This is a genomic window from Nostoc edaphicum CCNP1411 (assembly GCF_014023275.1).
Taxonomy (GTDB): Bacteria; Cyanobacteriota; Cyanobacteriia; order Cyanobacteriales; family Nostocaceae; genus Nostoc; species Nostoc edaphicum_A.
This window is the reverse complement of the sequence record NZ_CP054698.1, coordinates 5,611,061-5,636,037: the sequence shown is the minus strand read 5'-3', so window position 1 is coordinate 5,636,037 and position 24,977 is coordinate 5,611,061. Positions and strand designations below refer to the sequence as shown.

The window sequence follows — 24,977 nt, the reverse complement described above, 5'->3', positions numbered from 1 at the left end:
GTCAATTGCCTCCCGAATTGAATTTATGTCCTGTAGATTATAGGTATATCAAAACTACTAGTATGAAATTACGGTATAGTTTGACGCCCCTATTGAGCTTGCAGGCGCTGATAATATTTTGGGTATCCTGAAGCTTAACAGCTTTCCCGGCGGGAAAATCTGACACGCTTCTGGTCGCCCAAGTTTTCACCTAATGACAGTTTGCACGTTAGACGCCCAAGCGGTCATTGCTGGCTGTAACTTTTCGTCCTCACTGCCCAAGTCTTAGTGTTTAAACTCGACGGCGCTTGGGTGGACGACAACCATTGTGAGGAATCGGGGTAATATCCCGAATCAGGGTAATTTCCAGTCCTGCTCCTTGAAGTGCCCGAATAGCAGTTTCTCTACCTGCTCCTGGCCCACTGACCATTACCTCAATTTGGCGCATTCCTTGATCAATAGCTCGACGGGCTGCACTTTCAGCAGCAGTTTGCGCTGCAAAGGGAGTTCCCTTTTTTGCTCCCTTAAAACCGCTAGAACCAGCACTGGCCCAGGAGATGACATCTCCATTTTGATCGGTAATGGTGACAATGCTATTGTTGAAAGTAGACTGGATGTAGGCCATCCCACTGGGCACATTCCGTTTCTGCTTCTTGCTCCCGGATTTTTTAGTTGGTTGTCTCGCCATACTTGTTTCGTTGGTTTAAGGTAAAACTTGCTCGGATTAGCAAGCGTTGCAAAATTATTTCCCTGGAGCCTTCTTCTTCCCAGCCACTGTCTGCCTTCTTCCTCGACGGGTTCTGGCATTTGTGCGAGTTCTTTGACCTCTGACTGGTAAGCCCATCCGATGACGACGGCCTCTGTAAGTACCAATGTCAACTAAGCGCTTGATGTTCAAAGACTCCAAGCGCCGCAAGTCGCCTTCAACTTGATAGTTGCTTTCTATTTCCCCTCGCAGGGCTGTTACATCAGCATCACTTAAGTCCTTAACACGGGTGTCTGGGTTCACACCAGTAGCCGCTATAATTTCTTGAGAGCGTGATAACCCAATTCCGTAAATGTAAGTCAGACCGATCTCGACGCGCTTATCGCGTGGAAGGTCTACTCCGGCAATACGTGCCACAATGAACTCTCCCTATTGTTTTCGCAATTACTGTTGGTTAGAAAAACGTGATTAATCGCGTCTTTTCGTTTTAATGATGATATGCGTGTTACAACTGGCTCTGTTGGTAAGAGCCTTATCCTTGACGTTGCTTGTGCTTGGGGTTCACACAGATCACCATCACGCGACCACGACGTTTGATCACGTTACACTTTTCACAAATTTTCTTGACTGAGGCTCTAACTTTCATGCCTTTTATTTTTTGACTCCAAATATAAAATTATAGCATTTCTAGGGAAAATAATCCAGTTAAATGACTAGCTAACAGTCAAAAAAATGGTTTTATGGTAAAATTCTCTACATATACTTACTTCTTACGCAAGCGATAGGTGATTCTGCCTTTGGTCAAGTCGTAGGGGGTTAACTCTACCTTGACGCGATCGCCGGGCAAAATCTTGATATAATTTCGGCGAATCTTGCCGGAAATGTGTGCTAGCACGTTAAATCCATTGTCCAAGTCAACGCGAAACATCGCATTGGGCAAGGACTCTGTAACCGTGCCTTCCATTTCAATCAAATCTTGCTTAGACAATTTGTTTTTTCCTCAACTCAACAATTTAGTGTTCAGTTGCAGCGCTTCATCTGCAAATAAACACACTTTAAGAAATATATCAACAGTTTATTAATATATCTTAGCTAAAATTGATCTTTTTCTTGGTATGGGGTAGTGGAGGGAATTCTCTACCCTCCACTACCCTTCTTTTCACGAAGCGATTACATTTTGTAATTCACCAGTGACATCTTCTTGGGACTGATTGCCATTGACTGTTAGGAGTTTATGGCGATCGCCATAGTAATCAATTAAGGGTGCAGTTTCAGCGCGGTACACTTCTAAACGACGACGAATAACCTCTTCGGTATCATCTTTTCGTCCTCTAGCAAGCAAACGTGCGATGACAATTTCATCTGGTGCATCTAAATTGACTACTCTTTCGCCACCTTGATGTATTGCTTCTAGTAACTTCTCCAGAAAAGCTGCTTGGGTCACTTTTCGGGGAAAGCCATCAAGAATCCAACCATTTTTGGCATCTGGTTGACCGAGGCGTTCCTGTACCAAGTCCTGAACTAGCTGGTCGGGTACTAACTCGCCGCTATCAACATAACTTTGAGCCTTAATTCCTAAAGGAGTTTGCTCTTTCATGGCTTGTCTTAATATTTCACCAGTAGAAATGTGAGGAATATTCAAGTGTTCAGCCAAAGTTTGAGCTTGTGTTCCTTTACCCGCTCCAGGTGGCCCCAAGAAGATTAATCGCGTCACTATTATTTCACCATTCCTTCATAGCGCTGAGATATGACATAAGTTTGGACTTGTTTGGCTGTCTCAATTGCCACACCAACTAAAATTAACAATGAGGTTGCACCTATTCCCTGGAAAGTTTTCACATTCAAAGCGCTTTCCACTGCGGTGGGAATAATAGCAACAAAGCCCAAAAAGATTGCACCCAAAAAAGTGAGTCGGTTAGAAACGCGTTCGATATACTCGCTAGTTGCCTTGCCAGGACGAATTCCAGGAATACTAGAACCCATTTTCTTTAAGTTCTGCGCCACATCTACTGGGTTGAGAATCAACGAAGAATAGAAGTAGCTGAAGAAAACGATTGAAACCATGTAGACCAAGGCATAGACCCAGGAGCTAGAACCGCCTGGACTCAAATAAGTGTTAACTATATTCGCCAATTCGGCATTTTTAGTAAAATTGGCGATCAGCAGTGGCAAGCTGAGGATGGCAGCAGCAAAAATAATCGGCATTACGCCGCCTTGATTTAGCCGCAAGGGCAGATAGCTACGCTGTTCTGCTAAAACTCTCCGACCTACTTGGCGACGAGCCGAAATAATTGGGATGCGGCGCATTCCTTCTTGCACAATCACAATACCAACAATTGTTGCTAGGAAAACTAAGATCAGCACAATCACGCGACCCACTGTTTCCCGACCGCCGACTTGTACCAAGTCGATGGTATCCCCTAAAGCTTTTGGTAATGACGCGACAATATTGACAAAAATCAACAATGATGCACCGTTACCAATGCCCCGTTCTGTAATCAATTCTGATGCCCACATGACGAACATAGAACCAGCTGTCAGAGCGATCGCAGTTTCAGCTACGAAGATTGGCCCTGGGTTTAAAGCAAATTGCTGGAGGAATAATGCCGAAAAAGCTGTACTTTGCAGAATCGCCCAAACTACAGTGACGTAGCGGGTAATTTGCGATATTTTTCGCCGACCTGCTTCGCCTTCATTTTTCTGTAAATTTTCTAAAGTTGGAATCGCAGCAGTGAGTAATTGGATGATAATAGACGCATTAATGAAGGGCAAAATCCCTAAAGCAAAGACTCCCAAAGTCGAAAGTCCTCGCCCGGAAAATATATCCAATAAGCCGAATATGGAATTACTGCCCGATATGGCTTCGGCAAATCTTGGTCTATCAATCCCTGGAACGGGTAAGAAGATACCCAGGCGAACCAAAATTAAAATACCGACGGTGACAAGCAGCCTACCTCTGAGACCAGCTGCCTGCGCCATCTGCATAAAAGTTTCTTGAGCCGTTGGGGCTTTATCTCGACTGATCATAGAGTGCTACCTTTATAGTGAACCAAGCACTGGCAGCGAGTTGGCTTGCATTTAAGTGCGCTGTTCCGGCTCACTCATAAGACTTCACAACTACCACCAGCTGCCTCAATTTTGCTACGAGCTGAAACAGTGAAAGCTGCCGCTTGTACCTTGAGCGGAATGCTCAATTCCCCGTTACCTAAAACTTTCAATGGCCCTTTGACAGCAGTCAGGATACCTGCGGCTTTCAATGAGGTCAAAGTTACTTCCGTATTAGCGGGAAGGGAAGCTAGCTTCTCTACATTAATCGTAGTGTAAATCTTCTGATTAACAATCGGAAAGCCCTTCAGCTTAGGTAAGCGGCGGTACAATGGCTGTTGACCACCTTCAAAACCTGGTCGGGTACCACTACCAGAACGAGATTTTTGACCCCGCATACCTAGACCAGCACTGGCACCTTGTCCGGCAGAAATACCTCTAGCTACACGCTTCTTGCGTTTCTTTGAGCCTTTTTGCGGCTTAACATCATGGAGTCTCATAATTTATCAAGTTCTCATTTGTCGTTTGTCATTTGTCGTTTGTCATTTGTCATTTGTCCTTTGTTATTCACTAATGACTAATGACCAATGACTAATGACTAAATTAGATGTAGAGATTTTGAATAGGAATACCGCGATCTTCGGCGACTTCAGAAAGGGTACGCAGTGTAGATAAGGCATTAACTGCGGCTCTAGCATTATTGAGCGGATTGTTTGAGCCTAGTTGCTTGGCTAAAACGTTACGAACTCCTGCTAATTCCAACACCGTTCGCACAGCACCACCCGCAATTACCCCAGTACCGGGTGCGGCTGGACGCATAATCACTTTTGCACCGCCACCGACACCATCTATGGGATGGGGGATGGAGTTGGATTTGGTGATTGGGATATCAATGAGGTGTTTTTTGCCGTCAGCTACGCCTTTTTTGACGGCACCTATTACATCTGAAGCTTTGCCTACTCCAACTCCAACCTGACCGCGCTCGTTACCAACGACAACGATCGCTCGGAAGCTGAGTTTTTTACCACCTTTGACCACTTTACTTACGCGGCGGATTTGGATAACCCGCTCTTGCCAAGTGGTTTCTTCTTTTTTGGCACGCTTTGTTCTACTTTTACGCTCTGTTGCCATAATTTATGCTCTGGTGAACGTCATTTGTCTGTTGTCATTTGTCATTTGTCCTTTGTCATTTGTCCAATAACTAATGACTAATGACTAATGACTTTAGAAATCTAAACCAGCTTCGCGTGCTGCATCAGCTAGTGCTTTGACACGACCATGATATAAGTTACCACCGCGATCAAAGACTACCTTGGTGATGCCTTTTTCTAGCGATCGCACTGCGATCAACTTGCCAACTTGCGCCGATGCGTCGCGGTTTGCACCTGACGCTAAACTAGATTTCAAATCTGGTTCTACGGTCGATGCGGACACGATGGTTTGATGCTGAGTATCATCAATTAACTGGGCATAAATATGCTCATTAGAACGAAATACCGCTAAACGCGGACGTTCTGGGGAGCCAATAACTTTGCCACGAACGCGTCGATGACGACGATTTTTTGATTCTCTACGAGTAAGTTTCATTTCTACTTCTTACCACCCTTACCAGTCTTACCAGCTTTCCGTCTGACCACTTCACCGGCATAGCGAATGCCTTTACCTTTATAAGGTTCTGGTGGACGAACAGCACGAATTTTGGCGGCTGTGTTACCTACGATTTCTTTGTCATAGCCACTGACAATGACGTTAGTGGTACCTTCTACAGCAAACTGAATTCCTTCTGGTGGTTCAATTTGCACTTGATGGCTGTAACCCATATTTAAAACTAGGTTACGCCCTTGAAGTTGTGCCCTGTAACCAACACCTTGAATTTCCAAACGGCGCTGAAAACCAAGGGATACTCCCTCGACCATGTTGGCAACTAAAGTCCGGCTCAAGCCGTGCAGTTGCTTTGAGGTACGAGTTTCATCCCGGCGATTTACTTGTAATATTTCTCCCTCTTGGGAGATTGAGACATTAGGTGTGAGAGTGCGAGAAAGTTCTCCTTTCGGACCTTTCACCACAATTTTTGTACCATCGATCGCCACTTCAACTTTGGCGGGAATAGTAATTGGACGTTTACCAATACGAGACATGACTTTTTGTCCTTTGTTATTTGTCCTTTGCCTTTTGTCCTTTGTCTTTCACTAATGACTAATGACAAATGACTAATGACCAATGACTACCAAACGTAACAAAGCACTTCGCCACCCAAGTTCTGACGCCGCGCTTCGCGGTCAGTCATAATACCACTGGATGTAGAAATAATGGCAATGCCAATGCCGCCTAGTACCCTTGGTAATTCTTTTTTATTGGAGTAAACACGCAAGCCAGGCTTACTGACCCGCTTTAAGGCGGTGATCAGAGGCTGACGGTTTTTACCCTTGTATTTCAGGGAAATCACCAGATTGTGTTTTACCCCTTCTTCTGCTTCTTCGATTTCAGCAATAAAGCCTTCCTCCCGTAGCACTTTGGCAATGCTCCGGGTCATTTTTGTCGCTGGCACTTGTGTAGTTTGATGCCGCGCCAGGTTGGCATTGCGGATGCGCGTCAGCATATCTGCAATTGTGTCGTTAGCCGCCATCGTTCCCTCTATAGATGAACTTATTGATCGCGAAAGGGCATTCCTAATTCTTTAAGTAAGGCGCGTCCCTCTTCGTCGTTTTTTGCTGTGGTGATGATGGAAATATCCATCCCACGTACTTGATCGATGCTGTCGTATTCGACTTCTGGAAAAATTAGCTGTTCTCTGACACCCAGAGTATAGTTACCGCGTCCGTCAAAGCTTTTAGGGCTAACGCCGCGAAAATCTCGAATTCTGGGTAATGACAGGCTAACTAGTCTGTCGAAAAAGGCATACATCCGTTCGGCTCTGAGGGTAACCATGATCCCCACAGGCATCCCCTGACGAATCTTAAAGCCAGCGATCGCCTTTTTCGCCCGTGTCACCACTGGTTTTTGACCTGTTACTAAGGCAATTTCGTTGATGGATGCCTCTAGTGACTTCGCATTTTGAGCTGCTTCACCCAAACCTCGGTTAATCGTAACCTTTACCAACTTCGGTACTTCATGAACGTTGGTATATTGAAACTGATTAATCAGTTTGGGGACGATTGTCTCTTGATATAAGGTTTTGAGTCTTGTTGTCGGCATAGTTTTTTGTCCTGATATCCCTGGGCTTGGTCAGGGAACTTTTATTGTCCTTTGTTATTTGTCCTTTGTCTTTTGTTATTTGTCTTTTTACTAATAACTAATGACTAATGACCAATGACTAATGACTATTTATCTAGAATTTCGCCAGTTTTCTTGAGTTTTCTGACTTTTTTGCCTTCTGAGGTAAAGGTGTAACCAACACGACTGGCAACGTTTTGCTTGGTGGAATAAAGCATCACGTTAGAGCTATGAATCGGGAATTCTTGGGTAATAATTCGCCCTGATTCCCCTTCTTGCTGGGGTTTGACGTGCTTGGTTTTAATGTTGACACCTTTGATGATGACTTTACTCAGTTGGGGCAATGCTTGAATAATTTCACCAACTTTTCCTTTGTCTTTGCCAGCAATCACTTGTACTGTGTCGCCAGTTTTGACATGCATTTTGTGGAATACTTTGGGCGTACCCTGTTTGCTTGCCATTAAAGCACCTCCGGAGCCAGAGAAACAATTTTGGTAAAGTTTTTATCGCGCAGTTCCCGTGCAACTGGGCCAAAAACCCGTGTGCCTCTGGGATTACCGTCTTTGTTGATGATCACAGCGGCGTTATCATCAAAGCGAATGCTCATACCGCTGTCACGAGATACAGCTTTACGAGTCCGGACAATTACTGCTTCCACAACATCAGACTTTTTGACAGCCATGTTGGGTGTAGCATCTTTGACAACGGCGATAATTTTATCGCCGATAAAACCATAACGACGATTGCCTCCGCCTAAGATGCGGATGCACATTAGTTTGCGGGCGCCGCTATTATCTGCGACATTCAGGTAAGTCTGGGGTTGAATCACAATTATTCTCCCTTGTAATGTTGTTAGTTTCTAACAACGATGAGGTTTAAGCAGGCTTGACGTTCAGGACTTCTGTGATTTTCCAGCGCTTGGTTTTACTCAGGGGTCTAGTTTCCTGAATGCGAACGCGATCGCCTACTTTACACTTATTTTCTTCGTCGTGAACTTTATATCGTTGGGTGTTAACCACAATCTTGCCGTACTTGGGGTGAGGAGCGCGGTTTTCTATGGCAACTACCACAGTTTTTTGCATTTTATCGCTCACTACCAAGCCAACTCGTTCTTTAACTGCCATAATCTCCTACTTTTCTTCTTTAGCCGATTGACTTGCTGCCCGTTTGCGTTCTGTTTCTAGCGTCAGCAATTGGGCTAGGCGGTGGCGCATTTGTCGGAACTGGTGGGGCTTTTCTAATTGTCTGGTGGCTTTTTGCAAGCGCAACTGAAATAGTTGTCTTTTGATCGCGACAATTTCATCAGAGAGCTTCTCGTCGCTTAATTCTCTAGCTTCTGAAATCTTGGGAAGAGGCATAAGCTACTCCTGCTCCTGTGGTTGAGAGCGCACAATAAATTTAGTTTTGATGGGCAGTTTAAATGAAGCCAAACGCATCGCTTCACGGGCGATTTCTTCAGAAACCCCACCGATTTCAAACAAAATTCGTCCTGGCTTGACTACAGCTACCCAAAACTCTGGATTACCTTTACCGGAACCCATCCGGGTTTCAGCAGGACGCATGGTTACAGGTTTATCAGGGAAAATCCGAATCCAGATTTGTCCACCCCGACGAATATAACGAGTCATTGCCCGACGGGAAGCCTCGATTTGACGCGAGGTAATCCAAGCAGGTTCTTGAGCTTGGAGTGCAAAATCACCGAAGTTGAGGGTACTACCACGGGTGGCTAGTCCTTCCATCCGTCCCCGCTGTTGTTTGCGGAATTTAGTTCTTCTAGGGCTTAACATGGTTTGTTACTTGTCATTTGTCATTTGTCCTTTGTCATTTGTCATCTGCCATTTACTAATGACTAATGACTAATGACTAATGACGATTTATCCTTCATTTGAGCGGTCTTCAAATTGCTGGCGACGACGTTGTTGTTGACGGCGGCGGGGTTCGCGATCGCGATCGCGGGGGTCACGTTCGCGATCGCGGCTTGCTGGTGGTAATGGATCTGGTTCCTGTCCAGGAATAATTTCTCCCTTAAACACCCATACTTTGATACCCAAAATGCCGTAAACAGTTTTTGCTGTGCAATAAGAGTAGTCAATGTCAGCCCGTAAGGTATGTAAAGGTACTCTACCTTCACGAGTCCACTCTGTCCGGGCAATTTCTGCACCGTTGAGGCGACCGCTAACTTGGATTTTAATACCTTGGACACCCGCCCGTTGGGCACGTTGAATCGATTGCCGCACTACCCGCCGAAAGGAAACCCGACGTTCCAATTGTTGAGCAATGTATTCGGCAATCAGGTAGGCATCAGCATCAACTCGTTGAACTTCAACTACGTTAATGCGGATTTGACGATTGCTACCCAACAGTCCTTGGAGTCCGGTACGTAAGGATTCTATACCTTGTCCACCACGACCCACTACTACCCCAGGTCTAGCTGTGCGTACTTCTAAGTCGATTTGGTCGGCTTTGCGCTCAATCCGTACTTCGGAAATTCCGGCGTTGTTTTGAGCCTGTCTACCCAGCTTTTGTTCTATATATTGACGGAGTTTGTAATCTTCTTGTAGAAGTTCTGGATAGCGGTCAGGAACAGCAAACCAACGGGATTGATGTTCATGTGTAATACCCAGGCGAAAACCAACTGGATGAATCTTCTGTCCCACGAATGCTTCCTCTAAAATTTCTTACTTTACGCAATTTATTCGTGTAAACGTGCTTATTTTTCTGGGGCGGCTGCAACGGCCACAGTAATATGACACGTCGGCTTGCGAATTTGGTAAGCTCGACCTTGCGCTCTTGGCTGGAACCGCTTCAATGGCGGCCCTTGATCGGCATAAGCCTGAGTAATCACTAGTTGAGCCCGATCTAACCCAGCGTTGTGTTCGGCATTGGCAGCAGCGCTTCTGAGAACCTTCAAGATGGGTTCAGTGGCGCGATAGGGCATGAATTCCAGGATGATTAACGCTTCTCGGTAAGATCGTCCGCGGATTTGATCGAGTACTCGACGCACCTTGTAGGCCGAGATGCGGATAAAACGAGCGATCGCTTTTACTTCAGTAGTATTAGTAGCCATAATTTTCTCCAATTTTGTCATTTGTCATTTGTCATTTGTCATTTGTCTTTAGCTAATGACTAATGACCTAATAACTAATAACTACCTACCCGCTTTTTTGTCGCTTTTTCCATGACCCCTGTAGGTGCGTGTTGGGGCAAATTCACCCAATTTGTGTCCTACCATCTGTTCATTTACAAAAACTGGAACGTGTTGGCGTCCGTTGTGAACAGCGATCGTGTGACCTACCATTAGGGGCAAAATTGTCGAAGCTCGTGACCAAGTTTTAATAACTTCTTTTCTGTTGTTGTCGTTGAGCTTTTCAATTTTTTTTAGGAGATGATCCGCAACGAAGGGACCTTTTTTTAGAGAACGACCCATAGTTCAATTTTGGATTTAGGATTTAGGAATTATGAGTGAGGAGTTAGGAATTAATAAGTTAGATTCAACTCATAATTCATAACTTCTAACTCTTTAAGATTCACGACCACCGCGACCGCGTTTAGAAGACTTACGACGACGACGCACAATCAACTTGCTGCTAAGTTTCTTGCGATTGCGTGTCTTCGCACCCAATGTGGGTTTACCCCAAGGTGTTACAGGCCCTGATCTACCGATAGGCGCTCTACCTTCACCACCACCATGTGGGTGATCCACTGGGTTCATGACGCTACCTCTAACCTTAGGACGGCGACCTTTCCAGCGATTTCGTCCGGCTTTACCTGCACTCAGGTTTCTCGCGTCGGTGTTGCCTACTTGCCCAATGGTGGCGTAGCACTCGCGCCGAATCAAGCGGACTTCTCCTGAAGGCAACTTGAGAGTTACATAATTACCTTCTTTTGCCACGACTTGGGCGCTAGCACCAGCAGCACGGACAATTTGACCACCTTTACCAGGAGTGAATTCTACGTTGTGAACACTAGTACCTAAAGGAATCTTCCAGAGCGGTAAGGCATTACCATCTTCAAAGGGAGAATCAGGTCCAGAAACAATTATTGTTCCAACTTTCAACCCGTTGGGGTGAAGGATGTACCGTTTTTCGCCGTCTTGGTAATACAAAAGGGCAATTCTGGCATTCCGGTTAGGATCGTATTCAATTGCTGCGACTTTGGCGGGAATATTATGTTTATCCCTTTTAAAATCGATGATCCGATAAAGCTGTTTATGTCCGCCACCCCGGCGACGACTAGTAATCCGTCCGTGATTATTCCGACCTTTAGCGCGATGCTTTGAGGTTGTTAGGGATTTTTCTGGCTCGGCTCTAGTAATTTCCGCAAAGTCAGAGATTGTAACTTGGCGAGTGCTGGGGGTATAAGGGCGATAAGAACGAGTACCCATATTTTTAAGTGTCTGAGTGCTGAGTGCTGAGTGTTGAGTTTGAAATTTTGAGTGCTGAGTTTTGAGCGTAGTAACTCATAACTCATAACTCCTAACTCACAACTTTTTTAGACTTCTGGGAATAGAACTTGTCTAATCTTGTCTTCATCCCCAGGTGCGACGGTAACAATGGCTCGCTTATATTGGGGCTTATAACCAATAAATTTACCAACGCGCCGCTTTTTACGCGGTGGTAGTGTGGTGTTGACTTTTACAACCTTGACCTGAAATAAGTCTTCGATCGCAGCCTTGATTTCTGGCTTAGATGCCTTTGGAATTACTTCAAAGGTGTACTTATTTTGCTCCATCAAGATGGTCGCTTTCTCGGTGACGATTGGGCGACGCACTAAGTCAGCAAGGTCGCGGGGGTCAAAGCTAGGCACTGTAGACCTCCTGAATTTTTTCTAGGGCTGATGCCGTAACTACAATTTTGTCAGCGTGCAGTAAATCAAAAACATTTAGCTGGTCGGCTGCAATTAGTTTTAAATTTTCAATGTTGCGGGCTGACAAATAAACGTTATCTGTATCCGCAATCTCAGACAAAATTAACAGTGCCTTGCTTTCTGGTACTACTCCCCAACGGGCAAGCGCTGCTACTAATTCTTTAGTCTTGGGGCGAGATAGCTCGGTGCTAAATTCTTCTACTACTATCAAGTCGTCAATGCGGCTCACAAATGCTGTCCGCAGTGCCAAACGTCGCTCTTTGCGGTTCAATTTGAGGTTGAAGTCTCTGGGTTTTGGCCCAAAGATCACACCACCACCACGCCACAATGGTGAACGAATAGACCCTGCACGAGCGCGACCAGTACCTTTTTGTCGCCAAGGTTTGCGTCCGCCACCTCTGACTTCAGCACGAGTTTTTGTACTGGCATTTCCTTGACGAGCATTGGTCAATTGCCGTACTAAGGCGCGGTGCACAATATGAGACGCTGTTTCTTCTTTGGCAACGCGCAACTCGAAGGTCGTCTCACCGACCTGTTCTCCTTGCCAATTTTTAACTACGCTTTCAACCATCTTTGTTATCTGTCCTTTGTCCTTTGTCAGCCACTGCGGTCTTGGGGTTTCCCCAAGTAAAGCATGTGGCGTCATTTGTCATTGGTCTTTTGCCATTTGTCCTTAGCCAATGACTTTTGACTAATGACTTTTGACTAATGACTTTTGACTATCCCACTACTTTTGCAGGCACAACACTTACTAAGGCACCTGGTTTACCAGGAATAGCTCCCTTAATTAGCAATAAGTTGCGTTCTGCGTCAACTCTTACTATGGTCAGTTTGCGGATTGTAATACGTTTACCACCTAAACGCCCTGCCATCCGCTTACCTGGATAGACACGACCTGGTGTTGTACCAGCACCAATAGAACCTGGCGCTCTGTGGTTTTTGGAACCGTGTGACATAGGCCCACGAGCAAAGTTGTTGCGTTTCTGGTTTCCCGCAAAGCCGCGACCGATGCTTGTGCCGATGACATCGACAATTTGACCTGCACTAAAAATATCTGCTTTAATCTCTTGACCTAAAGCATAGTCACTAGAGCTATCGGTGTGATATTCATTTAAGTGACGCAATGCTGGGGCAGATGATTTAGCCAAATGACCCAGTAGTGGTCTGTTTAGTGCCTTGGGTTTGACTTCGCCATAACCAACTTGAATGGCAAAGTAACCGTCGGTTTGTTTCGTTTTAACTTGTGTAACGGTGCATGGCCCTGCTTGAATGACAGTCACAGGAATAGCTACTCCTGCTTCGTCAAATATTTGGGTCATGCCCAGCTTGGTGCCGAGAATACCTACAGACACAATAACTGGTTCTCCTTTCTACTTGCTGACCTTGGAATTGGACTCTAGAGGACACGCTTTGTACGCATCAGTTTAGGCTGGGTTAGCCTGCGAAATTTGGAATGGCTTCAATAAACCGCTCCAAATGCTTTGGGACACAACAAACCGTGTCCATACTGCTTGGTGAATCTGTTTCGCTTCACTCAATAGATCACCAGAACAGCCACAAGTCCCTTCCCTTTGGGAAGGAGTAACTTCTGGAATCAATGCAAGGCGCTACAGCTTTAAGCTGTGTGCAGCAATGCTTTCGTCCAAGCAATTGCTCTGGCACTTTCTGGAGGCAGCGCTGTCGGCGGGTTTTCCGATTTATACACGCCCGAAGGGCGGCTTCCCGGAGGTTGGCTACTGCCTTGTTGCAGTTGGACTTAAGCGGTTTTTACCGCCCAGTATCCTTTAACTGAGACTGATGTAATGCCATGAAACCAACATTGCTGCTCAGTTTTCACTTCCCTAAACACCTTAAACTATTGTTTAAGATTTTGCCTGCTTTTTCAGAGGCACAGGAGTAAACTTACCCTGGAGCCTACATAAGCTCCAATGTTGACCTGAAAGCTTTCTTAGTTTACCAGTCTATGATCAATCTGAGTTAGATTATCCAATTTGGATTAATTCATCAGCTTTTGATGCTAACACTACCTCAGAATGAGAGTAAGAAGGGAGTCTAATTTGCGTGTTTGGTCACAATCTAATAATATAAATTATTTATTTATGTTTGTCCAGTAATTTATAGAGTTATTTTTGGAGAGTGGGGAAGAAGTAAGGGAGCAGGGAATAAGGTAGAGGGTACAGATTATCACCTATCACCTGTCACCTCTCCCCTAATCCCAATGCCCAATGCCCAAAAAAATGCTTTTAATCTATCGGTTCAGGGTAAATAATAGAGATATCTAAGTGGGATAAGACGAAAATCTATGGCACTAATTACCACTGGCAATGGTTTAATCCGCGATCTGGAAAAATTTGGCGCTCTTGGAGTGTATGTACCTCTGGAAGGGGGTTATGAAGGTCGATATCAGCGCCGACTACGGGCTGCTGGCTATACCACCCTTCACATTACCGCTAAGGGACTGGGTGACGTAGCTGCGTATCTCACAAGAGTTCATGGAGTCAGACCTCCTCATCTTGGTAAAAAAAGTACTGGTAGCGGTGCAGCAGTAGGTCAAGTCTACTATCTACCCCCAATTCTCAATTCTCATCTAGAACAGTTACCACCAAAGTCAAAGGGGCTGGTCTTGTGGATTATTGAAGGGCATATTCTTTCCAATGAGGAACTTGAATATTTAACGAATTTGCCTCAACTAGAACCACGAGTGAAAGTAGTCATTGAGATAGGTGGCGATCGCGCTTTCCGTTGGACTTCTCTAGAAAAAACTCTGTTAGCTAGCTAACAGTTACAAAAGTGAGGAAGTTATAACTCATAACTTCCTCACTCTCAAAATATTGGCAATTATCGGTCAGAATCAAGTCAGAAGAACTATTTGCAACTTAAATGCTCATTAGTTTGTAAGTTTTTTGGTAAATCCCTGCAACCGGATTAACACTGGCTTCGCCCAATTTCCACCCATTAAATCGTGCAACAGAGTATAAAAACAGGGAATGATAAACAAGGTTAGCACTGTTGCCAAAGACAAACCCGAAAACACAACTACGCCTAATGGTTGAAGAAATTCTGAGCCTTCCCCAATTCCTAAAGCTAGGGGAAACATACCTAAAACGGTGGTAATAGTTGTCATTAAGATTGGTCGTAGGCGTTGAGGAGCCGCTTTCAAAATCGCAGTTTTCCGGTCAACTTTTTCCCGTTCCAGAATTTGATTCGCCAATTCAACCATGATGATGGCGTTATTGACCACAATACCCACTAGCAAAACCGCACCGACAATCACTGTCGCCCCAATGGCAGTTTTGGTGATGTAAAGTCCAAAAATCCCCCCAGCTAATGCCAACGGAATTGTAAACATAATTACTAGTGGGTCAATGAGCGAATTGTATTGTACCGCCATGACCACAAAGACTAGAAAGGCAGCTAATCCACCTAATAGTTGTAGTGAGCTTTGGAGTTGCTGATTAGATTCAGCTGCTGAACTAGGCAATAGACTAACGCCATCAGGTAAATCTATACTGTCTATGATCGTACTGACCTGTTCTAGGGCGTCACTAAGGCTAGCTCCCTCAGTTAAGTTGCCAGCAATTAAGAAAACCTGACGCTGGTTAATTCGCTGAACTTCTCCTGGAGCTTGAGCTTCAGCAATTTTGGCAACATCACTCAAGCGAATTTGGCGATTGTTATCGACAAACAACGGCAACCTCTGCAACTGAGAAGCTGCTTGCAATGATTTTTCATTCAACTTTACGCGAACATCGACTAAACGGTTGCCGCGTTGCAACTGAGTTGGTACGCTACCTTCAAGAGCAGTCTGAATTGTTTCCCCAATTTGTGTGGTAGTTAAACCCAAAGCTGAAACTCTCTCCCAATCAGGAAGAATCTGAATTTCTGGTTGGCGATCGTCTGCATCAGGACGAAATCTCGCTAATGTAGCTTGTTCTTCCAAGGCTGCTAGTACCTGACGACCAGCTTCTTCTAAATTATTTACGTCATTTCCCTGAAGCATCACGTCAACATCAGCACCACGTATCGGAGAGTTGCTGAGAATCAAACCCCGTACTTGACCAGGGGAAAGGCGCAGGCGAATTCCTGCTAAATTTAGCTTATTTAACTCTTGGGTAACTCTTTCTACATAAGCTTGGACATTAGTACCTGTCTTCAGGGTAATGTTGCTGGAAGCTCGTAGGGCATTAGCATTGGTAGTGTTCCCAAACAGGGAGCCACCAATTGTAGAGAAAACATATTCTGTTTCTGGCTGCTTGCGGATAATCTCATCCACCGCAACCATTACTTTTTGGTTGGTTTCTAAAGGTGTACCGGGAGGAAATTGGGCGTTTAAGTTGGCTTGTCCGGTGTTGATGCGGGGGAGAATTTCTTGGGGAATTTGCGGTGCCATCCACAAACTGCCGCCGCCAAAAACGATAATAGCGATCGCTACCGTAGCCACCCGCCAGCGTAATATCCCTGCTAAAAAACTGCCGTATCCTCTCGTAGAAGCATCAAAGCGGTTATTAAACTTTTGCAAAAGCCAAAATTCGCTCAAACGGCTAGAAAACTTCCATGCCAACATCCGAGAGGCAAGCATCGGCACAACGGTTACGGCAATCAAAATTGAAGCTGCAACCGAAAAGGTGATGGTGAGAATTAACTCATTAAATAGTAGTGCGATAAAGCCGCCGATCAGCAAAAACGGTAACACTGCTACCAAGTTTGTACTAGTAGAAGCAATTAAAGCTGATTCTACTTCTTGGCTACTTTTTTCTGCTTGATAAATTAGTTGCTGTGAATTCAAGCGGGTTTTATTATCCTTACCGGGAGTCATCCCAGCCCCCTCGGCAATGTTTTCCAACATGACGATGGAGTTATCTACCACAATACCCACACCTAACGCTAGACCACCCAAACTAAAAACGTTGAGAGATAAGCCAAATAGGCCCATCAAGATGATGGCAGCTAGGGTTGCTAAGGGAATGGCTAGGACGATAATGAAAGTTTGTCGTAGAGAACCAAGAAATAGGAGAACTGCGATCGCAGCTAGTGCAGTGCCGATCAACCCAGAGCTGGTAACATTCGAGATGGAATTGCTAATAAACCGTGATTCATCCAAGGTGGGTGTAAGAATTGTCCCTTCGGGAATTACCCCAGATTGCCGGAGTTCTTCTAAACGTTTTTTCACACCCTCGACAACATTGATGGTGTTAGCATCGGGCTGTTTTTGGATGCTAACTTTTACAGCTTCTTCCCCGTTGAGTAGAACGTATACCCGTTGTTGTTCTGAGCCATCAATGACTTCGGCAAAGTCGCGCAAATAGACGCGGCGGTTGGGGACTGGGGATTGGGTACTGGCGAGTGGGGACTGGGTACTGGTGACTGGGGAAGAAGGGGAAGAGACTTCAAAAGAAAGATTACTGATTTCATTGGCATTTTGAAACCGCCCAACGGTACGGGTTAATGGTTCAGAATTCTGCCCTAAAATCCGACCGCCAGAAATATCTATGTTGCGATCTCTGAGTTCATCTAAGACATCGGTCAAACCGACACCCAAAGCTTGCAACCGATCTAAATCAATATTTACCCTAACTTCTTCTTGAACTCCTCCCGATATATCTACCCCTGCGACTCCGGATACAACACTCAGTTCGCGGGCTAGTTCTTCTTCGGCAAAAACGCGCAAATCAACGCCTTCTAGGGAGGGCGAAGTTAATGCCAATTCGTAAACTGGCAATTGGGAAGGATCGACTTTAAATAAGCGTGGTTCTTCGATGGCGTCTGGTAATGTGCTTCTAGCTCTGTTAAAAGCAGCTGTGGCATCGTTTAAAGCTTGGTCAATATTGCCACCTGGTTGAAAGAACAGATCCAAATTTATCTGTCCCTCACGAGTTTGGGAAAAAATCTGTACTACACCCTCGGTAGCCGCAAAGGCTTCTTCTAGGGGTCTTGTAACTTCATCAACTGCTACCTCTGGGGAAACTCCAGGTGCTTGTATTCGCACACCAATCCGAGGATAGGTAATTGATGGTAGTAAATCCACGGGTAATTTGACGACAAAAAAGACACCCAACACTATCACTGCGAGGGTGAGCATGAGTGTGCCGATGTGTTGGCGGATTGATATAGCACTGATACTAAATCCGCCGTCGTTTTTTACTTGCTGCATTACTGTCGCTGCGCTCCAATTAAAAAGGCAAAATGAAAAATTTCAAAAAACATTTTGAATTTTTAATTCCCCTTAGGGGATGACTCTGCTGTTTCGGAAAGAATTGATAAACGTACAGAGGCTCCATCTTTTAGGGGTTGACCACTGCGAACAACATAGCGCTCCCCGGTTTGTAAGCCAGATAGAATTTCAACTTTGCCATCAACCCTTTTTCCTAAAGTGACAGCACGTGCTGCTACTTTCGTCTTACCATCCGTGTCTTTCACTACAAATAGCGTTCCAGATGGGTTTTCTTGCTCTCCCCCAGTTCTTTTCGCTGTCCCTGCTCCTTTTGCTGCCCCGGCTTGTTTTTGAATAGCTGTTTGTGGCACTATTACTCGCTGTTGAGTCTGAGTTTCAAAATTGACTCGCGCCAGTAATCCGCTGCCAATCTTCCCTTGATTGTTGGGAATCACTACCTCTACAGGTATCAAACGAGATGTGGCATCGGCAGCTGGGGAAATGCGCGTAACTCTGCCAATTAATGTTTCGGTGGGGAAGGCATCTAAGCGGACTTGTACAGATTGCCCAACCTGAATTTGTGCCAGTTCTAATTCGGAAACTTGCACGACAACTTTGACACGGTTAAAGTCGCCAATTTTTAAAACTTCGCTACCTGCTTGCAGAAGGTTGCCTGGTTCTGTCACCTTTTCTGTGACTACGCCAGTAATGGGTGATGTGAGTCGAGCATAAGACCTACGCTCTTTGGTTTGGGCAACCAATGCTTGTTGGGCAAGTACTCTACCTTGGGCAGCAGCGACGGCTTGCTGTTCTGTACGGACTTGTTCTTGGGCTGCCCGGAGTGCCTGGGCGGCTGTTTGCGCCTGGGTACGTGCTTGTTCGGCTGATTGTTGGGCGATCGCTCCAGCTTTGAATAGATCCTGTTGCCGTCTTGAGTCTGACTGAGCTTGTACCACTTCTAGCCGCGCCCGTTCAACATCTGCACGGGCATTACTGACCTGATTAGTTGCCCTAGCTACTTCTGATTTGAGGGCTGCTAGTTCTGCTTCTGCTTGCTTTAATTCGGTCAAAAGGATGGCATCATCTAACTGCCCGACGTTTTGCCCAAGCTTTACCGTATCGCCCACATCTAAGTTCAAAGCCAACAACCGGGCTTCTACCTGCGATCGCACTGATACAATCCGAAAAGGTGTTGTATTACCTGTATATTCTGGTTGTGTTTGCAGGGAGTCAGTTCGAGCGATCGCCGCATCTACAGGCGTTCCACCACCACGTTCTCCACTACCAGGTTGCTGAGATTGTGCTTCGGCTGATTCCTTGGGCAGTGATCCGCAACTCGCCGTCAGCAGTCCTATACCTACCAAACAGGGAATTAATAAACTTCTTACAGAATTGGAAGAAAGGGAATAATTTCCCTCTTTACCTTTCCTACTTATTACACAAGTACTTTTTGCAAGAAGTCTACTCTTTAAATCTGCGATCGCTACCTCAGTCTTCACAACTGAATCTAACTGGATATTAATTAGCTTTTTAGCGACTACTGGATCTGTCATTTTCACCTGTTTGTGCGGCTTATTTGTGTCCAAAATCATTTATTTTTCTCCTATTGGGGAGCTTTTGGGGTTAAACAGCCGTGTTTTAATCAAGTAATTTTGAGAGATATCATTAACAAAAAACGGCGAGAATGAATAAGCTGTCTGACAGTAATTTTTTGCATCAAAAACTACTGTTTTCCCACAAAAGTCCAAAACTTCTCACCGCTCTACTTCTGACGCAGAGGTAGATAATCTTCTTGCAGTTAACAAATTATAAACTTAGTATAAATATTTGTCATTTTTCTGGAATCTACCCATAGGCTAAATCTGGCTTTTTCTAAAGATATGAGCCAAAAAGTTTCACATCCTAACATAATGGGCAGTGTTAAAAAATGATTACTCTTGTTTTTATATATTCAGTACTGACAGTATTGAACTGCATTCTACCGCAACTTCATGTATTTACTGTATTTTAATTGTTAAAAATATTAAAGATTTATTGCTTTTTATGTCTATAATGTAATGGCAAACACTATTTTTTCTTACCCCCTTGCGTAAGATGGCAAGAGACAGGGCAATCAGTGTTATGGCAACAACAGCAAGAATTAACTTTTGCCAGAAATATATTTGGATTAGGTGAGGAAGGTAAGACGTGACATCTCTGTTAAAAATTGCACAAACTGCTGACGAATCCCAGATTTCCGAATTTTTCCAAGAATCAGCGGGTAATTGGCGATCGCAACGGCGCTACTACACCCTACCTGAAGGAGAAACCAAGGAAATGGAGAGTATAGTTACGATCAATTTTCTTGAGCCGGGCAGTGATGAATTGCAAAAGCTAGCTCAGATGCACGATTTGGCTGACACAGGAAGTTTGATCTGTGGTGCAGCAGTTACATGGGAAAGTACGGATCTACTGAAAGCAAGAAAAGAGTCGCAAGGTTCGACGATATTTGGGGTTGTGGGAAACATTTTGTATCGCGATCGCGGTTTTGCCATATCCAAACCAGTCACCGCCCAGTATTATTTCTCCAACCCGAAAACACTGTGTTTACGAACTGAATACAACGGTTCAGTGTTTGAGGAAGAGTTAAAGCTAATTGGCAGCAAATACCGCACCAGACAAACCATTATCTCCCGTGCTGGTGAGCAGTTGATGATTGGTCAGTATTTAGAAAAGAGAGTGGAGAGTTAGTTTATATCATCGATGCGGTTCGCTATAGCCTAGCAACTTTATATAACTTTTTATAACAGTTTTTCAAAAATTTCCCCAGAAAGTGAGTTGCCATGTCATCATGGGAAGTGAAATGAGAATTAATTCGGCGACAGTGTTTGTTTTTAGTATTGACAGGCTTTTTCCTTTTGGTATTACAGACTTCTCTCCGAAATCTAAATCTCTACAAACTTATGATTTTGGAGACATTTAATGTCAATTTACGTTGGTAACCTCTCCTATGATGTTACACAAGATGCGCTAAGTGCTGTATTTGCAGAATATGGTGCTGTAAAGCGTGTTCAACTACCTACTGACCGTGAAACAGGTCGTTTACGCGGCTTTGCTTTCGTGGAAATGAGTTCAGAAGATGAAGAAACGAAAGCTATTGAAGCTCTTGATGGTGCTGAATGGCTTGGTCGTGACCTCAAAGTAAATAAAGCCAAGCCCAGAGAAGACAGAAGTGGTGGTGGTTCCTTCGGTGGTGGTAACCGTGGCGGTGGTGGCGGCGGCTACAACCGTAACCGCTACTAAGGTCAATAGACGAAAGTAACTTAATTGAATCTAGAAAAGGCTCAGGCAGAAATGCTTGAGCCTTTTCTATGGAAAAATTTGACTCTAAATAATTTTGAAAAAGCTCCTCCTACCTCCTTCAAGCCGGATATATAAATATCTGAGTCACCTTGCCAGCAAGCATCCAAAAGTACACTCAGTAATAATACGCAGACAATATTAGATTTTCGATGTTAAATAAAATACTAACTTTATATGTTTTGACTGTTATTTTACTGTGTCTTAACCCAAACATTGAGTACTGAAACTTATATTTGAGAAGTATCAAAACACTCATACACCGGTAAACATGAAAAGTATTAGCAAACTGGCTGTTGTAACTATTGGATCTGTAGCTCTATCTTTGGGTATTGTCGGAAATGGACAAGAGGCTCACGCTTCAGGTTTAATTAATGGTGGTTTTGAGCAGACTCTTGTCCCTAGTAACCAGTCATGGGCATCGATCGACGAATCTCTCATTCCTGGGTGGGAGACTACAGCTACAGATAATAAAATTGAAATTCAAACTCCTAGATTGTTCCACGGTGGAGCATTAGGCACAGATCAATATGCTGAACTCAATGCTAATCAAATATCTACCTTATATCAAGATGTAGAGACTACATCTGGTTCAACTATGTTTTGGCGGTTTTTCCATCGAGGTCGTCAAGGTGTAGATACGATGCGCTTGTCTATTATCGACCTTGCGACTAATTCAACCCTCTTCAGTCAAATATACAACACTGATAACACAGCTTGGGTAGAGTATCAGGGCACAACCGTTGCCACTGGTGGTACAACACGCTGGCAGTTTGACTCAGTAGCTGCTGCTGGTGGTAATCCCACAATAGGGAACTTTTTGGATGAAGTTTACTTTGCAGAGAAACCACCAGAAGGTTTCCAAACAGTTCCTGAACCTGCTTCTGTACTTGGTCTTTTAGCAATGGGTGCATTCGGTATGATTTCCACCCGTAAGCGTAAACAGTTAAATATTGGGAATTAACGACGGTTTGTAGTAAGGTTTTTGGGTTCTACTAACTTTCTTTATGCTCATTAATCCAAGTGAAAGGTCTACAAAAAGTTCCTTTTATAACACTTGAACACCATTTTGCATAAGAGGTATGGTAGAACCATTTTTTTTAGTTTTATTTAATAATACATTTTGATTTCAGAGAAGCTAATACTAAACTTTATTGCAGAGCTACTAGAAACTTTTGCGATTAATAGTAACTATTTATGAGTTTTATTTTTACATCAGTAAAATATAGAGGTTACGGGGAATACTTGGCTAAAAAATCCCCACAACCATAATACTTGCTGACATTTCAAAGTTAGATGTCACATTTTTGACATCATCCAAATAACTACAATTTGGGTATGATGCCGACATGATTTTTGATTAAAAAATGCTGAGAGCCATCAATTCTTCTGTTATTTCAAAGTTAGCTGTGACATTTTGCACGTCATCCAAGCCTTCTAGAGTGTCAATTAACTTGAAAAGCGATCGCGCCTGATCGGGATCAGTAACTTCTACACTATTACTAGGAATCCAGCGCAATTCGGCATCAATTACCTTAATGCCTTGGTTTTTGAGTGTCTGGCTAAGGGTTTCTAAATTTGCAATGTCAGTAAATACCTCAGCCATCTCATCTTCATTCATCTCATAAGACTGGGCACCACCTTCGAGGGATGCTTCTAAAAGCTGTTCTTCGTCAACTACACCCTGCACTAGACAAACGCCTTTTTGGTCAAACATCCAGCTAACACAACCTGTTTCACCAAGATTGCCACCATTTTTACTAAAGGCTACACGCAAGTCAGCAGCAGTACGATTACGATTATCTGTGAGAGCTTCGATTAAAATCGCCACACCACCAGGGCCATAACCTTCATAGCGAATTGCTTCAAAGGTAGCACTATCGCCGCCAAAATTGCCCGCACCTTTAGCGATCGCTCGTTCAATATTATCATTAGGGATACTCGCTGCTTTTGCCTTGTCAATTGCCGTCCGGAGTTGAAAATTCAGCGCCGGATCTGGTACACCGCTTCTAGCAGCAACGATAATCGCTCTGGATAACTGAGTGAAGGTTTTTCCCTTTTTTGCATCTACTACGGCCTTCTGGCGCTTAATATTTGCCCATTTACTGTGTCCTGCCATAATCTGAAATTATCAAAACTCTATTCAAGTTTAGGATATACCTAGCTTTTGCCCCGATGCAAAGGTGCATTTGCTAAAAGGGAGTCGGGAAGTAGTAGTGCTGAGTGAGTAGTCTCACTTCTTTACTCAGTACTCAAAACTGTTTTGCCCAATACCCAATTTAATTAATATCATGCACGATTTTTTTTACCCTCCTCGCCATGCCAAGCGAAAAAGTAAGAAAGTGTCACACTATTTTAGGAGCTTACTCCTTGTATTATTAGTGGGCATAGTAGCTTTAGTTGGATGTCAAAGTATTCTACCTGGTGTTAAGGAAGATAAAATAATTCATTTAACCCTGTGGCAAGGTGTAAATCCGCCGCCAAATCGGGATGTACTGCAAAAGCTGGTAGACAAATTCAATCAATCCCATCCAGATATTCAAGTTGAGTCACTTTATGTTGGGCAACAGGATCAGCAAACGCCCAAGATTTTAGCGGCGGTGGTAGGAAATGCACCCCCAGATTTGTTGTGGTATAACCCGACGATCGCAGGTCAATTGGTGGAACTCGACGCAATTTTACCTTTGGATGAAATGCTCGAAAAATCTTCAATTAAAGCCGAAATTGACCCTGCTTTGTATGAATCGATGAAATACAACGGTAATATTTGGTCTGTGCCCTTTGCTACGAATAATGTTGGTATTTTTTACCGTCCGAGTTTGTTTAAGGCAGCGGGGATTACTGAATTACCCCGCACTTGGCAGGAGTTTGGACAAGTTGCGAGGAAATTAACTCGTGATACCAATGGTGATGGACGAACTGATCAATATGGAATGTTTCTGCCATTGGGAAAGGGAGAATTTACAGTGTTCACCTGGCTACCATTTATGTGGAGTGGTGGCGGTGAGTTGGTGAGTGGTGATTCACAGAATGCGGCAGCAGTAGATTTGCAAGAGAATCAAGGAGCGATCGCAGCTTTGCAATTCTGGCGTAATTTAATTACGGACGGTTCCGCTATTTTATCTGGTCCAGAACGGGGTTATGAGACGGATGACTTGCTGACTGGTAGAGTCGCAATGCAATTAAATGGCCCTTGGACTCTGGGGCAATTTCAAGAAACTGGTGTCGATTTTGATGTTTTTCCAATTCCGGTTGGAGAAAAACCTGCTACTGTTATTGGCGGTGAGAATCTTTTCTTTTTCAAAACCACGCCAGAACGCGAAAGAGCAGCCTTTAAGTTTGTCGAATATGCTTTGAGTGAAGAATTTCAGACAGAATTAGCATTGGAAACTGGCTATTTACCAGTGAATTTGAAGTCTCGTCAAAGTTCAAAATATCAGGATTTTGTAAATGAAATACCACAGGTAAAGGTATTTTTAGATCAAGCTAAATATGGGCGATCGCGTCCGATATTTCCTGGTTACAATCGGATTTCTGACAGTGTAGGTCGAGCAATTGAATCTGTATTGTTGGGTAAAAGTTCGCCAGCAGACTCACTCAAAGTAACTCAGCAACGCTTAGATTTGATTTTTAAGTGACATGGGTAATTTGTAGAGACGCGATTCATCGCGTCTATGA

The 24,977-nt window shown here is 44.2% G+C and carries 32 protein-coding genes; 5 read left to right on the top strand and 27 right to left on the bottom strand.

The genetic code is table 11. The features are described from left to right. Positions 1 to 271: 271 nt before the first annotated feature. From rpsK to rplC, 24 genes are all read right to left on the bottom strand, one after another. Complete coding sequence (gene rpsK, locus HUN01_RS26510) at positions 272 to 667, bottom strand: 30S ribosomal protein S11 (RefSeq protein ID WP_012410703.1); 396 nt, start codon at positions 665 to 667, stop codon at positions 272 to 274. Between the two features lie 54 nt (positions 668 to 721). Then, entirely contained in the window at positions 722 to 1,102 is a 381-nt protein-coding gene (rpsM, locus tag HUN01_RS26505; protein WP_069070762.1) for a 30S ribosomal protein S13, read from the bottom strand. Between the two features lie 115 nt (positions 1,103 to 1,217). Continuing rightward, positions 1,218 to 1,331, bottom strand: a complete 114-nt coding sequence (gene rpmJ, locus HUN01_RS26500) for a 50S ribosomal protein L36 (protein WP_015129703.1) — start codon at positions 1,329 to 1,331, stop codon at positions 1,218 to 1,220. Between the two features lie 117 nt (positions 1,332 to 1,448). Further along, complete coding sequence (gene infA / locus HUN01_RS26495; RefSeq protein WP_006276978.1) at positions 1,449 to 1,673, bottom strand: translation initiation factor IF-1; 225 nt, start codon at positions 1,671 to 1,673, stop codon at positions 1,449 to 1,451. A 171-nt stretch (positions 1,674 to 1,844) separates the two neighbouring features. Continuing rightward, the gene (locus tag HUN01_RS26490) at positions 1,845 to 2,399 is read right to left on the bottom strand and encodes an adenylate kinase (protein ID WP_181928656.1); all 555 of its coding nucleotides are present in this window, start codon (positions 2,397 to 2,399) and stop codon (positions 1,845 to 1,847) included. 2 nt (positions 2,400 to 2,401) lie between these two features. Then, positions 2,402 to 3,712, bottom strand: a complete 1,311-nt coding sequence (gene secY, locus HUN01_RS26485) for a preprotein translocase subunit SecY (protein ID WP_181928655.1) — start codon at positions 3,710 to 3,712, stop codon at positions 2,402 to 2,404. 74 nt (positions 3,713 to 3,786) lie between these two features. Continuing rightward, entirely contained in the window at positions 3,787 to 4,230 is a 444-nt protein-coding gene (gene rplO, locus HUN01_RS26480) for a 50S ribosomal protein L15 (RefSeq protein WP_069070765.1), read from the bottom strand. A 103-nt stretch (positions 4,231 to 4,333) separates the two neighbouring features. Continuing rightward, positions 4,334 to 4,861 (bottom strand): 30S ribosomal protein S5, encoded by a 528-nt coding sequence (gene rpsE / locus HUN01_RS26475; RefSeq protein WP_012410709.1) that lies wholly within the window; start codon positions 4,859 to 4,861, stop codon positions 4,334 to 4,336. Between the two features lie 93 nt (positions 4,862 to 4,954). Next, positions 4,955 to 5,317, bottom strand: a complete 363-nt coding sequence (rplR, locus tag HUN01_RS26470; RefSeq protein ID WP_181928654.1) for a 50S ribosomal protein L18 — start codon at positions 5,315 to 5,317, stop codon at positions 4,955 to 4,957. 2 nt (positions 5,318 to 5,319) lie between these two features. Next, positions 5,320 to 5,868 carry a 50S ribosomal protein L6 gene (gene rplF, locus HUN01_RS26465; protein ID WP_181928653.1) on the bottom strand — a complete coding sequence of 183 codons (549 nt, stop codon included), beginning with the start codon at positions 5,866 to 5,868 and terminating at the stop codon, positions 5,320 to 5,322. An 86-nt stretch (positions 5,869 to 5,954) separates the two neighbouring features. Then, positions 5,955 to 6,356, bottom strand: a complete 402-nt coding sequence (gene rpsH / locus HUN01_RS26460; protein WP_069070769.1) for a 30S ribosomal protein S8 — start codon at positions 6,354 to 6,356, stop codon at positions 5,955 to 5,957. 20 nt (positions 6,357 to 6,376) lie between these two features. Beyond that, entirely contained in the window at positions 6,377 to 6,925 is a 549-nt protein-coding gene (gene rplE / locus HUN01_RS26455; RefSeq protein WP_181928652.1) for a 50S ribosomal protein L5, read from the bottom strand. A 125-nt stretch (positions 6,926 to 7,050) separates the two neighbouring features. Next, positions 7,051 to 7,404, bottom strand: a complete 354-nt coding sequence (gene rplX / locus HUN01_RS26450) for a 50S ribosomal protein L24 (protein WP_181928651.1) — start codon at positions 7,402 to 7,404, stop codon at positions 7,051 to 7,053. Further along, positions 7,404 to 7,772: a 50S ribosomal protein L14 gene (gene rplN, locus HUN01_RS26445; RefSeq protein WP_069070772.1), complete on the bottom strand. Its 369-nt coding sequence runs from the start codon at positions 7,770 to 7,772 to the stop codon at positions 7,404 to 7,406. The genes rplX and rplN overlap by 1 nt, the downstream gene beginning before the upstream one ends. A 46-nt stretch (positions 7,773 to 7,818) precedes the next feature. Next, positions 7,819 to 8,067 (bottom strand): 30S ribosomal protein S17, encoded by a 249-nt coding sequence (gene rpsQ / locus HUN01_RS26440; RefSeq protein ID WP_094328457.1) that lies wholly within the window; start codon positions 8,065 to 8,067, stop codon positions 7,819 to 7,821. A 6-nt stretch (positions 8,068 to 8,073) separates the two neighbouring features. Next, a complete protein-coding gene (rpmC, locus tag HUN01_RS26435) occupies positions 8,074 to 8,301 on the bottom strand; it encodes a 50S ribosomal protein L29 (protein ID WP_069070774.1) in 228 nt (75 codons plus the stop codon). Between the two features lie 3 nt (positions 8,302 to 8,304). Then, the gene (gene rplP / locus HUN01_RS26430) at positions 8,305 to 8,730 is read right to left on the bottom strand and encodes a 50S ribosomal protein L16 (protein WP_012410718.1); all 426 of its coding nucleotides are present in this window, start codon (positions 8,728 to 8,730) and stop codon (positions 8,305 to 8,307) included. Between the two features lie 87 nt (positions 8,731 to 8,817). Then, positions 8,818 to 9,600: a 30S ribosomal protein S3 gene (gene rpsC, locus HUN01_RS26425; RefSeq protein ID WP_094342453.1), complete on the bottom strand. Its 783-nt coding sequence runs from the start codon at positions 9,598 to 9,600 to the stop codon at positions 8,818 to 8,820. Positions 9,601 to 9,653: 53 nt separating this feature from the next. Further along, positions 9,654 to 10,010: a 50S ribosomal protein L22 gene (gene rplV, locus HUN01_RS26420; protein WP_181932830.1), complete on the bottom strand. Its 357-nt coding sequence runs from the start codon at positions 10,008 to 10,010 to the stop codon at positions 9,654 to 9,656. 81 nt (positions 10,011 to 10,091) lie between these two features. After that, positions 10,092 to 10,370, bottom strand: a complete 279-nt coding sequence (gene rpsS, locus HUN01_RS26415; RefSeq protein WP_012410721.1) for a 30S ribosomal protein S19 — start codon at positions 10,368 to 10,370, stop codon at positions 10,092 to 10,094. A gap of 93 nt (positions 10,371 to 10,463) precedes the next feature. Continuing rightward, positions 10,464 to 11,327, bottom strand: a complete 864-nt coding sequence (gene rplB, locus HUN01_RS26410) for a 50S ribosomal protein L2 (RefSeq protein WP_181928650.1) — start codon at positions 11,325 to 11,327, stop codon at positions 10,464 to 10,466. Between the two features lie 107 nt (positions 11,328 to 11,434). Then, a complete protein-coding gene (locus tag HUN01_RS26405) occupies positions 11,435 to 11,749 on the bottom strand; it encodes a 50S ribosomal protein L23 (protein WP_069070779.1) in 315 nt (104 codons plus the stop codon). Continuing rightward, entirely contained in the window at positions 11,742 to 12,380 is a 639-nt protein-coding gene (gene rplD / locus HUN01_RS26400) for a 50S ribosomal protein L4 (RefSeq protein ID WP_069070797.1), read from the bottom strand. Before rplD ends, HUN01_RS26405 begins: the two co-directional genes overlap by 8 nt. 148 nt (positions 12,381 to 12,528) lie before the next feature. Next, positions 12,529 to 13,161 (bottom strand): 50S ribosomal protein L3, encoded by a 633-nt coding sequence (rplC, locus tag HUN01_RS26395; RefSeq protein ID WP_181928649.1) that lies wholly within the window; start codon positions 13,159 to 13,161, stop codon positions 12,529 to 12,531. A 950-nt stretch (positions 13,162 to 14,111) separates the two neighbouring features. Between rplC and ndhN the strand changes: the two genes are divergently transcribed. Continuing rightward, positions 14,112 to 14,588, top strand: coding sequence for an NAD(P)H-quinone oxidoreductase subunit N (ndhN, locus tag HUN01_RS26390; RefSeq protein ID WP_181928648.1), 477 nt, complete (start codon positions 14,112 to 14,114; stop codon positions 14,586 to 14,588). A 108-nt stretch (positions 14,589 to 14,696) separates the two neighbouring features. Here the strand turns inward: ndhN and HUN01_RS26385 are convergent, their stop codons facing one another. Further along, positions 14,697 to 17,960, bottom strand: a complete 3,264-nt coding sequence (locus HUN01_RS26385) for an efflux RND transporter permease subunit (protein ID WP_181928647.1) — start codon at positions 17,958 to 17,960, stop codon at positions 14,697 to 14,699. Positions 17,961 to 18,022: 62 nt separating this feature from the next. Continuing rightward, positions 18,023 to 19,552, bottom strand: a complete 1,530-nt coding sequence (locus HUN01_RS26380) for an efflux RND transporter periplasmic adaptor subunit (protein WP_238845653.1) — start codon at positions 19,550 to 19,552, stop codon at positions 18,023 to 18,025. 595 nt (positions 19,553 to 20,147) lie between these two features. Between HUN01_RS26380 and HUN01_RS26375 the strand changes: the two genes are divergently transcribed. The 3 genes from HUN01_RS26375 (at position 20,148) to HUN01_RS26365 (ending at position 22,263) form a co-directional block, all read left to right on the top strand. Further along, positions 20,148 to 20,690 carry a phycobiliprotein lyase gene (locus tag HUN01_RS26375; protein WP_181928646.1) on the top strand — a complete coding sequence of 181 codons (543 nt, stop codon included), beginning with the start codon at positions 20,148 to 20,150 and terminating at the stop codon, positions 20,688 to 20,690. A gap of 231 nt (positions 20,691 to 20,921) precedes the next feature. After that, positions 20,922 to 21,242 carry an RNA recognition motif domain-containing protein gene (locus tag HUN01_RS26370; protein WP_181928645.1) on the top strand — a complete coding sequence of 107 codons (321 nt, stop codon included), beginning with the start codon at positions 20,922 to 20,924 and terminating at the stop codon, positions 21,240 to 21,242. A gap of 328 nt (positions 21,243 to 21,570) precedes the next feature. Then, positions 21,571 to 22,263: a PEP-CTERM sorting domain-containing protein gene (locus HUN01_RS26365; RefSeq protein WP_181928644.1), complete on the top strand. Its 693-nt coding sequence runs from the start codon at positions 21,571 to 21,573 to the stop codon at positions 22,261 to 22,263. A gap of 396 nt (positions 22,264 to 22,659) precedes the next feature. Here the strand turns inward: HUN01_RS26365 and HUN01_RS26360 are convergent, their stop codons facing one another. Further along, positions 22,660 to 23,418: a YebC/PmpR family DNA-binding transcriptional regulator gene (locus tag HUN01_RS26360; RefSeq protein ID WP_181928643.1), complete on the bottom strand. Its 759-nt coding sequence runs from the start codon at positions 23,416 to 23,418 to the stop codon at positions 22,660 to 22,662. A 223-nt stretch (positions 23,419 to 23,641) separates the two neighbouring features. On the opposite strand from HUN01_RS26360, the gene HUN01_RS26355 reads away from it, so the two are divergent. After that, a complete protein-coding gene (locus HUN01_RS26355) occupies positions 23,642 to 24,937 on the top strand; it encodes an ABC transporter substrate-binding protein (protein WP_181928642.1) in 1,296 nt (431 codons plus the stop codon). The last annotated feature ends 40 nt before the right edge of the window (positions 24,938 to 24,977 follow it).